Annotated in this window: 7 protein-coding genes; 3 read left to right on the top strand and 4 right to left on the bottom strand. The window is 70.8% G+C overall.

Annotated elements, in window-relative coordinates; genetic code table 11:
* Positions 1–430: 430 nt before the first annotated feature.
* Together ABD978_RS36340 and ABD978_RS36335 are read right to left on the bottom strand one after the other, a co-directional pair.
* Complete coding sequence (locus ABD978_RS36340; protein ID WP_345364807.1) at positions 431–1,513, bottom strand: HAMP domain-containing sensor histidine kinase; 1,083 nt, start codon at positions 1,511–1,513, stop codon at positions 431–433.
* A complete protein-coding gene (locus ABD978_RS36335) occupies positions 1,510–2,163 on the bottom strand; it encodes a response regulator transcription factor (protein ID WP_345364805.1) in 654 nt (217 codons plus the stop codon). Before ABD978_RS36335 ends, ABD978_RS36340 begins: the two co-directional genes overlap by 4 nt.
* A 381-nt stretch (positions 2,164–2,544) precedes the next feature.
* Between ABD978_RS36335 and ABD978_RS36330 the strand changes: the two genes are divergently transcribed.
* Entirely contained in the window at positions 2,545–3,291 is a 747-nt protein-coding gene (locus tag ABD978_RS36330) for an ABC transporter ATP-binding protein (RefSeq protein ID WP_345364803.1), read from the top strand.
* Positions 3,292–3,296: 5 nt separating this feature from the next.
* Positions 3,297–5,123 carry an FtsX-like permease family protein gene (locus ABD978_RS36325; RefSeq protein WP_345364801.1) on the top strand — a complete coding sequence of 609 codons (1,827 nt, stop codon included), beginning with the start codon at positions 3,297–3,299 and terminating at the stop codon, positions 5,121–5,123.
* A gap of 289 nt (positions 5,124–5,412) precedes the next feature.
* Here ABD978_RS36325 and ABD978_RS36320 read toward each other — a convergent pair whose 3' ends face one another.
* On the bottom strand, positions 5,413–5,853 hold the full coding sequence (locus tag ABD978_RS36320; RefSeq protein WP_345364799.1) for a hypothetical protein: 441 nt from the start codon (positions 5,851–5,853) through the stop codon (positions 5,413–5,415).
* 119 nt (positions 5,854–5,972) lie between these two features.
* Between ABD978_RS36320 and lon the strand changes: the two genes are divergently transcribed.
* Positions 5,973–8,372, top strand: a complete 2,400-nt coding sequence (lon, locus tag ABD978_RS36315; RefSeq protein ID WP_345364797.1) for an endopeptidase La — start codon at positions 5,973–5,975, stop codon at positions 8,370–8,372.
* 98 nt (positions 8,373–8,470) lie between these two features.
* Here lon and ABD978_RS36310 read toward each other — a convergent pair whose 3' ends face one another.
* Positions 8,471–10,141, bottom strand: coding sequence for a nitroreductase family deazaflavin-dependent oxidoreductase (locus tag ABD978_RS36310; RefSeq protein ID WP_345364795.1), 1,671 nt, complete (start codon positions 10,139–10,141; stop codon positions 8,471–8,473).
* Positions 10,142–10,294 lie beyond the last annotated feature (153 nt).

The following is a 10,294-nucleotide window of genomic DNA, read 5'->3' as shown; positions in this document are numbered from 1 at the left end:
CAAAGCCCGACACAAGATCGACCTCAGCCGAACGCCAAGATCTACCGGACAGGCCCTAGCCGGAACGAGACCGCACGAGAGCTGGACGCCTCAGGAGTGATTGCAGCCCCGGAGGTGTCCCAAATCGGTTGGCAGTCTAATCCGAAAATTGCAACCCCACTGGCAGAGTGAGTCCGAACTTGGCAGGGTTCGCGCGGACGGGACACGGGTGTCCATTCCAGGTGAAGGTGGCGAGCGCAGGGCTCGGCTACCTACGGGGTGTCAACTTGATCCGGTCACGGGGCGATCTTCTGTTCAGATCTAGTTGGCATTTTCGGCTGATCCTGAGCGGATGACAGGCGTTTTGTGCAGCTCGGCATTAATTGGCAAGGGGTGAGATCGAGTCAGGCGCCACGCTCACCCTGGCGGATCATCATCAGGCTCTCGGTGGTCAGCGCTGGCTACTGTCGTCCGTGGCAGGCACCGCATCCTCAGATCCCGCGAAAACCACGACGAGCTCCAACCCGCCCCCGGGGTTAGGGCTCGCTCGCACGTCGGCCCCGTGAGCCTCAGCGATCGCAGCGACGATCGACAACCCGAGCCCGGCGCCTCGTCCACGGTTCGTTTGCAGCTGCCGGAAGGGCTCGAAGAGGTCGCCGAATCGTTCCTGGGGCACGTGCGGGCCGGTGTTACGGACCGTCAACATTCCACGGGAGAGCGTTACCTCAACGGTTCCGCCGGGATGGTTGTAGCGGATCGCGTTGTCGAGGAGGTTGGTGACGAGCCGGTTCAGCAGGACAGGGTCCCCGTCGACGACGAACGGCTCTGCCCGCCCCGTCACGGTGACGCGGTCCGAACCTGTTTCCGCCAGGGCGCGCCGTACCACCTGGTCCAGGGCCACCGGATTCCTGTTGTCCAGGCCGTGTTCGGCCTGGGCCAGGACCAGCAGGGCGTCGATGAGGTTCTCCGCGCGGCGGTTGTGGCGCAGGAGCGTGCCGCGGATCTCGCCGACGTCCTCGGGGAGCCCGATCTCGATCGCCGCCCGCTGGACGGCCAGCGGGGTCCGCAACTCGTGGGATGCGTTGGCGATGAACCGCCGCTGCCCCTCGACGGAGCGTTCGAGCCGGTCGAGCATCGCGTCGAAGGTGTCGGCCAGTTCCTTCAGCTCGTCTTTCGGCCCGGCGAGCGCGATCCGTTCGTGCAGGGTCGACAGGGACAGCCGCTGCGCGGTGGCGGTGATCCGGTGGATGGGCCGCAGGATCCGCCCGGCGAGCAACCATCCGACGGCCAACGAGACCAGCGTCAAGATCCCCACCGTGAAGGTGGTCATCGCCCACTGGTAGCCGATCACGTCGTTCACCAGCCCGGGTAGCTGCGGCCGCGGCCCCAGAGCCAGGCCGCCCCGGGGCAGCCGGGCGACCCGCGTCTTCAGCGCCTCGCGCAGCAGGAGGTTGACCGTGACCAGCAACACGACCGAGGTCAGGAGGAACAGCCCGGAGTAGATCAGCGTGAGCCGTACCCGGATCGTCGTCACAGCAGGTATCCCGCACCGGGAACGGTGTGAATACACGGCGGTTCCCCCAGCTTGGCCCGCAGGCGGCTGACCAAGACCCGCACCACCGTGGTGAACGGGTCGGCGTTCTCGTCCCAGGCCTCTTCAAGCAGCCGTTCGGAACTCACGACCGCGCCGTCCGCCCTCATCAGCACCTCCAGGACGGCGAACTCCTTGAGTGACAGATGCAGGTGCCGCCCGTCCCGCGAGGCTTGCAGTCGGTGCCTGTCGAGCACGATCCCGTGCCGCGTCAGCACCGGTGGTACCTGCGACTGGCTGCGCCGCCCCAGCGCCTGCACTCGTGCGACCAACTCTGTGTAGTCGAACGGTTTGGGCAGGTAGTCGTCGGCCCCCATCCCGAGACCTGCGACTCGCTCCGGCACCGACGCCGCCGCCGTCAACATCAGGATCCGCGTACGGCTCCCGCGCGCCACCAGTTCACCGCATACGAGGTCGCCGTGGATCTGGGGCAGGTCCCGATCCAGTACGAGAACGTCGTAGTCGTGCACCGCCAGGCGCTCCACCGCGGCGGCCCCGTCGTACACGACATCGACGGCCATGGCATGGCGGCGCAGCCCCACCGCCACGAGATCGGCTAGGTCGCGTTCGTCTTCGGCCACCAGAATCCGCATCCGACGTTCCTACCCGAACCGGCGTTTCAATGGCGTTAACGGATCCGTTCACGACCGTGCAACCCGCTTCAGGCCACGCTGGCGGCCGTGATCAGATCCCTCTGCGCGGTCGTCCTGGTGGCGGCCTGCTCCATATCCGCGCCCGCGCTCCCGGGCGCGACCCGGGCGTGGCCAAGGCGCTTGCGCTTCTTTGACGCGCTTGCCGCAGCGGCCGGGCCGGCCGCCCCTCTCACCATCGCCGGCACCCAGCGCCCCGCCAGGGCCGAGCCGGACCCGCTCGACCGCGGCGCTGGTGGCGGAGGGCATCGTGCTCCCGCTTGAGGCGGACCTGCGCCGGCTCAAGACCCGTAAGCAGAACTGGACCTATCGAAGGAGTGGATCGTGAGCGACGCCGCCGACACGCCCGTACTGAGCGCCCACGGGCTGCGGAAGGAGTACGGCAAAGGGGAAGGATTGGTGCGCGCCGTCGACGGCGTCGATCTCGACGTCAGCGCGGGAGAGACGGTGGCGATCATGGGGCCGAGCGGCTGCGGAAAGTCCACGCTGCTGCACCTGCTCGGCGGCCTGGACCGACCCTCGGGCGGCGAGGTGCAGCTGAACGGCCGGCGCATCGACAACATCAGCGAGAAGGCCCTGGCCCGGATGCGGCGGACCGAGGTCAGCTACGTCTTCCAATCCTTCCACCTGATGGAGGAACTCACCGCCGTGGAGAACGTCGAGCTGTCGGCCCTGCTGGCCGGACGCTCGCCCCGGGCCGCCCGGCGGCGTGCGGAGGAGCTGCTGAAGCAGGTCGGGCTCGCCGGCCGGGCACGCTTCCTTCCCTCCGCGCTGTCGGGCGGCCAGCGGCAGCGGGTCGCGGTCGCCCGGGCGTTGAGCAACGACCCGCTGGTCGTCCTCGCCGACGAACCGACCGGAAACCTGGACAGCGCCGCCACCCTGGACGTCCTCCAGCTCTTCAAGGACCTGCACGATTCCGGGCAGACGCTGGTCATCGTCACCCACGACGCGCGGATCGCGGCCACCGCGGACCGGAAGTTCTCGATGCGCGACGGCGTGCTCATGGACGAGAGCTGGCCGACCGGCGGCACCACCGGGCAACTCGGCGCGCGTATCAGGCTGGAGGACTGACCACCATGGGCCGTATCCTCCTCGTGATCCGTCTCGCCATGCGAGACCTCCGGCGGCGCCGTACCGAGGCCGCGCTTCTACTGATCGCCGTCCTGGCCGCTACCACGACGCTGACGCTCGGGCTCGTCCTGCGCGACGCGGCCAGCGACCCATACCAAAGCACCCGGGCGGCGACCAAGGGACCAGACGTGGTCGTCACCGTCGGCCGGTCCGCAGGCCTCGCGGAACTCGGCAAACTGGCCGCCGCCCCCGGCGTCACCGCACACAGCGGACCGTACCCCGTCATCGCGGGGAAGCTCGAGGCGTCCGGCCGGACGTCGGACGTGCAGGTCGAAGGACGCGACGCCACTGTCGCGGCGGTCGACCAGCCCCGGGTGACGCAAGGCGGCTGGGTCAGCGACGGCGGAGTAGTGCTCGAAGCCGCCTTCGCCGACTCACTCGATGTGGGCATCGGCGACTCGGTCACCCTGGGCGGTAGGTCGTTCAAGGTCGTCGGCGTCGCCGTCACCGCAGCCATGCCGCCCTACCCCGGCGCGTCCTGCATCGTCTCGGCCGGCTGCATCAACGGCGCCATCCCCAACGACCGGGACCTGCCGACGGGGTTGCTGCACAATCCCGGGCTGGTCTGGCTCACCCAGGCGGATGTGCGGAGCCTCGCCTCGGACCGAAGCTCCCTTTCCTACGTGATGAACCTGAAGCTGGCCAACCCGGACAAAGTCCAGGCATTCGTCGACCGGACCGGCGGCGATCATGGCGGCGCCATGCCGATGCAGACCTGGGAGAGCATCCGCGCCGACGCCACCGACCTGGCCCGGGACTCCCAGATCCTGCTGCTCATCGGTGCCTGGCTGCTCGGCCTGCTCGCCGTGGCCAGTCTCTCGGTCCTGGTCGGTGGCCGGATGGCCGACCAGACCCGACGCGTCGGACTCCTCAAGACAGTCGGCGGCACCCCGAGCCTGGTCGCTGCCGTGCTGCTCGCGGAGTATCTCCTCGTGGCCGTCGTCGCGGCCGCGGCCGGGCTGACGATCGGAGCGCTGACCGCTCCGTTGCTCACCGAGTCCAGTGCCGGCCTCGTCGGCAGCGTGGGGACGGCGTCGTTGACCTGGTCCACGATCGGTCTGGTGACCGCCGTGGCACTCGGCGTTGCGGTGGTGGCGACCGCTGTTCCGGCCGTGCGCGCGGCCCGCTCCAGCACCGTCAGCGCGCTGGCCGACGCGGCACGCCCACCCCGCCGCACCGGTTGGCTGATCACTCTCTCAGCGCGACTGCCAGTCCCGCTGCTGCTCGCTCTGCGGGTCGCCGCCCGCCGGCCGCGACGGGTGGTACTAGGTGTGGTCAGCATCGCGGTCACGGTCAGCGGAATCTACGTCCTGCTGGTGCTCAACGCCTTCCTCGGCGACCAGCCAGGCACGGGCGCATACACCGAAACTCAGGTGGCGGTGCTGCGGCACGTGCTCCTCGTCTGGACGGTCATCCTGCTCTCCTTGGCGGCGGTCAACGCCATCGTCATCACCTGGGCGACGGTGCTCGACAACCGGCACGCGTCGGCGCTGGCACGCGCCCTCGGCGCAACCCCCCAGGAAACGACCGTCGCCCTGGCGACCGCGCAGGTGCTGCCCGCGCTCCTCGGCGCCATCCTGGGCGTCTTCCCGGGAGGCTTCCTGCTGTTCGCCGCCATCAACACGATCACCGGCGGCGACAGCGACAGAGCCACGCTTCCCGCGCCCTGGCAGCCGATCACCCTGGTGCTGGCAACCGTGCTCGTGGTGGCGGCGCTCACCTCTGTTCCCGCCCGCCTCGGCGGCCGCCGTCCCGTGACCGAGACTCTCTAAGCCGCGCTCGCATGATTTCGAGGGTCTGCCGGACCTTGGCCAGCGGACGGCGATCTCCGAGAAGGACAGCTCGTTCGGCATGTGTCCGAAGGCCGGTGCGACCGAGGGATTCAACGATGCCGAGTCCTTCGACGACCGCCTGGTCACCGCCTTGGTGGCCATCGACGGGCCCAAGGCGGATCGGCGCGGCGGCCAGCGCGCCGATCGGGTCGCCGTGGTGGTGTCGCATGACGGGGTGGCTCAGGGCGGCCGGGCCGGCGAGACAGGGCGCAGTCCGAAGCCGATCGTTTCAGTCGGTCAAGGGCATGCGGGCAATCTTGTCGAGTTGGTAGCGGGAGGTGAGTTCGACGTCGGTCGCGTCACCGGCGACGGTGCGTTGTTGACCGTCTGGCAGGATCAGGCGGCGGCGTCCGCTGTTGAGTCGACGATCGTCCAGCACCCCCACTCGGTCGGTGCTATTGGGTGCCTCGCGGGATGTTCGGTGGACGAACTCCGCGGCCTCGGCGGCGAACTGGGCGCGCTGTCGGGCATAGGGGCCGGGCTGGGGGTAGTAGGTCTCGAGCACGGGTGCGTTGGTGTGGTGGTGATAGACGAGCGTGTTGGCGGCGTAGCGCTTCTTGGCGAAGTAGCGGGCTGCTTGGTGGTGTTTGCGCAGCGCCCGTGTCGAGGGCGCTGGTGGGGCGCCATCGGCGTTCTTCAGGCGCCGCTCGGGGAACGTGGTCGGGGTCATGTAGGGCTCTGTCGCGGACGGGACAACGGGTGGGTGATCGCTGACGGCGAACGGCCGGGCGGAAATTAATCTGGGCTCTTCTTTCTTGAGTGTGGATGACTCAAGCTTTTGGAGGCCTGATGAGCAAGATCGTCACCCTGCCGGTGCTGCCCCTCGACGACGAGGTCGTGCTGCCCGCGATGGTCGTGCCGCTCGATCTGTCGGAGAGCGACGTGCGGGCGGCGATCGATGCCGCGCGGGCGAGCGCCGTCTCCCGGGGGCCGGGCATCCGGTCGGAGGACAAGCCGCGGGTGCTGCTGGTGCCCCGGATCAATGGGAAGTACGCGGCCGTCGGCACGCTCGGCGTCGTCGAGCAGATCGGCAGGCTGCCCGGCGGCGGGCCGGGCGCCGTCGTCCGCGGTGTCGCCCGCGTGCGCATCGGATCCGGGACGACCGGTCCCGGCGCGGCGCTGTGGGTGGAGGGCACCGAGGTCGAGGACACCGGGCTCGGCGCCCGCGCCGACGAACTGGCCAAGGAGTACAAGGCCCTCGTCGTCGGCGTGCTGGAGAAGCGCGGCGCCTGGCAGGTCGTCGACATGATCCAGCAGATCGAGGACCCGTCGGTGATGGCCGACCGGGCGGGCTACGCGTCCTACCTCAGCGCCGAGCAGAAGGCGCGCATCCTGGAGACCGCCGACGTCACCGAGCGTCTCCAACTCGCGATCGGCTGGACCCGCGAGCACCTCGCGGAGCTGGACGTCGCCGAGACGATCCGCAAGGACGTCGAGGAGGGCGTCGAGAAGCAGCAGAAGGAGTTCCTGCTCCGCCAGCAGCTCGCCGCGATCCGCAAGGAGCTGAACGAGCTCAACGGTGACCCGTCCTCGGAGGAGGAGGACTACCGGGCGCGGGTGGAGGCGGCCGACCTGCCGGAGAAGGTCCGCGAGGCGGCCCTGAAGGAGGTCGACAAGCTCGAGCGGACCTCCGACCAGTCGCCCGAGGGCGGCTGGATCCGGACCTGGCTGGACACGGTCCTCGACATCCCGTGGAACGAGCGGACCGAGGACGCCTACGACATCGCCGGCGCCCGCCGGATCCTCGATGAGGACCACACGGGTCTGGACGACGTCAAGGAGCGGATCGTGGAGTACCTCGCCGTGCGCAAGCGGCGGGAGGACCGCGGCCTCGGTGTGATCGGCGGCCGGCGGTCCGGCGCCGTCCTCGCCCTGGTCGGCCCGCCCGGAGTCGGGAAGACGTCGCTCGGGGAAAGCGTGGCGCGGGCGATGGGCCGTGAGTTCGTCCGCGTGGCGCTCGGCGGCGTCCGGGACGAGGCCGAGATCCGCGGTCACCGCCGGACGTACGTCGGCGCGCTGCCCGGCCGCGTCGTCCGGGCGATCCGCGAGGCCGGCACGATGAACCCGGTCGTGCTGCTCGACGAGATCGACAAGGTCGGCGCGGACTACCGCGGCGACCCGACCGCGGCGCTGCTGGAGGTGCTGGACCCCGCGCAGAACCACACGTTCCGGGACCACTACCTCGAGGTGGAGCTCGACCTGTCCGACGTCGTCTTCCTGGCGACGGCGAACGCGCTGGAGACCATCCCCGGCCCGCTGCTGGACCGCATGGAGCTCGTCGCCCTCGACGGTTACACCGAGGACGAGAAGGTCGCCATCGCCCGCGACCACCTGCTGCGCCGTCAGCTCGACAAGGCGGGCCTGACCGCCGACGAGGTGACGATCGGCGAGGACGCGCTGCGGCTGCTCGCGGGCGAGTACACCCGCGAGGCCGGCGTGCGGAGCCTGGAGCGGGCGATCGCCCGGGTGCTGCGCAAGGTGGCGGCGAAGGTCGCGCTGGAGGAGCAGGCGCTGCCGGTGACGGTCGGCGCCGGTGACCTGCGCGACTACCTCGGCCGTCCGCGCTTCACGCCGGAGACGTCGCTGAACGAGTCCGAGCGGCGCACGGCGGTGCCGGGCGTCGCGACCGGCCTGGCGGTCACCGGCGCGGGCGGCGACGTGCTCTACATCGAGGCGTCGCTGGCCGACAAGGAGACCGGCGACACCGGCGTCACCCTGACCGGCCAGCTCGGCGACGTGATGAAGGAGTCGGCCCGGATCGCGCTGTCCTACCTGCGGTCGCGTGGCGCGGAGCTGGAGCTCCCGGTGGGAGACCTGAAGGACCGGGGCGTGCACGTCCACGTGCCCGCCGGCGCGGTGCCCAAGGACGGGCCGAGCGCCGGCATCACGATGACGACGGCGCTCGCGTCGCTGCTGTCCGGGCGGCTCGTCCGCACGGACGTCGCGATGACCGGCGAGGTGTCGCTGACCGGGCGGGTCCTGCCCATCGGCGGCGTCAAGCAGAAGCTGCTCGCCGCGCACCGGGCGGGGGTCACCACGGTGATCATCCCCAAGCGGAACGAGCCCGACCTGGACGACGTGCCCGCCGAGGTCCTGGAGCAGCTGACCGTCCACCCGGTCAGCGACGTCCGGGAGGTGCTCGAACTGGCGCTGGAGCCGGCGACGACGCGGAACGCCGTCGCCGCCTGACGGGCCGTGTGGTCCGGTACTCCTGACCGGCCGGGCGATCCGGCACTCCGGAGCGGCGCCCCTCCCTCGCGGGAGGGGCGCCGTTCGCGTACGGGCGGTCAGTCCCGCGGTTCGAGGCGGAAGACCCGGAGCTCCCGCCCGGAGCGCTCGACGTACCGGTCGAACGTCGGCCAGACCTTCACCAGCCGGGGCCAGACCTCGGCGCGCTCGGCCCCCTCCAGCAGCCGTGCGGTGACCGGGATCGTACGGCCCCGGTGGTCGACCTCGGCGTTCGGCTCGTGCAGCAGGTTCGTCGTCCACGCGGGATGGTGCTCGCGGCCGAAGTTGCTGCCGACCACGAGGTAGGAGCCGTCCGGTTCGGGCAGGCAGGCCAGCGGCGTCCGGCGGGGCAGGCCGCTGCGGTGCCCGGTGGCCGTCAGCACGAGGCTGGGCACGATGTACTGCGCCAGGAGGAGCCGGCCGCCGGACAGCCGGTGCAGCGCGCGGTCCAGGGGCGGGACCACCTTCGGCCCGACCTTGGCGAACCACGCGGATCCGGCCATCCGCTGGACCGGCGGGGAGATGACGGTCTTGAGCCTGCTCGGTGCCATGACAGGTCCTGCCTTTCTGCGGGCGGCACTCGTGGTGTCGTTCGGGGCTGCGTCGCCTGAGCCCGGACCAGGCGTCGGCCGTGCGGCGCGGGCGGGGGAGGGGCGTCCGGCACGGCCGGGGGTCGGGCGTCCTGCGCGGGCGTGAGTCGGGTGTCCGGCCCGAGCGGGGGCCAGGCGTCCGGCGCGGGCGGGGGCCAGGTGCCCGGCGGCGGCGAGCCAGCGCAGGGAGTCCGTGAGGCTCTCCTCGACCGGCCGGAGCGTGAGGCCGAGCGCGTCGATGGTCGCGGCGTCGTCGGAGGGCACGAGGGTCACCATGATCCGCGCGGCGTCCCGGGTCAGCGGGTAGTCGAACGTGCGGATCCGCTTGACCGCGTCCAGCAGCGCCCCGAGCGCGATCATCCCCGCTCCGGGGACCGGGACCCGGCGGCAGCGCACGCCGGTGAGGGCGTCGCAGCGGTCGGCGAGCTCCGGCCAGGTCAGGTAGTGCCCGCCCAGCATGTACCGGCGCGGCCCGAGACCGGGAACGGTCGCACGGGCCACGGCCTCGCCCAGGTCGCGTACGTCGAGGAGCGACACACCGCCGCCCGGCGTCGGCCAGATCAGGTTGAGCGCCCCGGCCAGGCCGGCCATCATCGCGTCCAGGTGCGGCTGCCGGGGGCCGATGACGCCGCCGGGGTAGAAGACGGTGACGGGCGCGCCGTCGGCCTGCAGGCGGCGGACGTAGCGTTCGGCCGCGACCTTCGACAGACCGTAGTCCGTACGCGGATGCGCGAGGGGATCGTCCGCCCGGATCACCGGCCCCGCCGGTGGGACGAACGCCGCGACCGTGGACACGTGGATCACCGGGTCGAGTCCCCGGGCGACCGCGCCGCGGACCACGTTGCGGGTGCCGGCGACGTTGACCTCCAGGACGCTCGTGCGGGGATCGGTGACGCCGAGCGCGGCCGCGGCGTGGACGACGGCGTCGCAGCCGTCGAGGGCCTGGGCGACCGCCTTCGCGTCGAGCATGTCTCCGGGATACATCTCCACGGCCTCCGCGTCGACGCCCACACCGCCGAGGACCGTGGCCGCCCGGCGGGGATCGCGTACGAGCACTCGCACGTGGTGACCCGCCCGGAGCAGCGCCGCGACGGTGTACGAGCCCACGAATCCGGAACCACCGGTGACGAGAACGCGCATGAGATCAAACTAGCGCTTGGTGTTCGATCGAGGCAGGAGTGGCAGGGGGCGCGGGTAACGGATCGGCCTTGTCCGGTCAATTCGTGGACGAGGGGCGTGCCGCGGTTTAGCTTAAGTGGCACGTCTGAAATGTCCTGACAATCGCAATCCGAC

Source organism: Actinoallomurus liliacearum (assembly GCF_039542035.1).
Classification (GTDB): Bacteria; Actinomycetota; Actinomycetes; order Streptosporangiales; family Streptosporangiaceae; genus Actinoallomurus; species Actinoallomurus liliacearum.
This window is presented reverse-complemented; position numbering and strand designations above follow the sequence as displayed.

Bases quoted from the DNA above. Each gene is read 5' to 3' on its own strand.
- ABD978_RS36310 (WP_345364795.1), bottom strand. From the start codon at position 10,141: ATGCGCGTTCTCGTCACCGGTGGTTCCGGATTCGTGGGCTCGTACACC.
- ABD978_RS36335 (WP_345364805.1), bottom strand. From the start codon at position 2,163: ATGCGGATTCTGGTGGCCGAAGACGAACGCGACCTAGCCGATCTCGTG.
- ABD978_RS36325 (WP_345364801.1), top strand. From the start codon at position 3,297: ATGGGCCGTATCCTCCTCGTGATCCGTCTCGCCATGCGAGACCTCCGG.
- lon (WP_345364797.1), top strand. From the start codon at position 5,973: ATGAGCAAGATCGTCACCCTGCCGGTGCTGCCCCTCGACGACGAGGTC.
- ABD978_RS36320 (WP_345364799.1), bottom strand. From the start codon at position 5,853: ATGACCCCGACCACGTTCCCCGAGCGGCGCCTGAAGAACGCCGATGGC.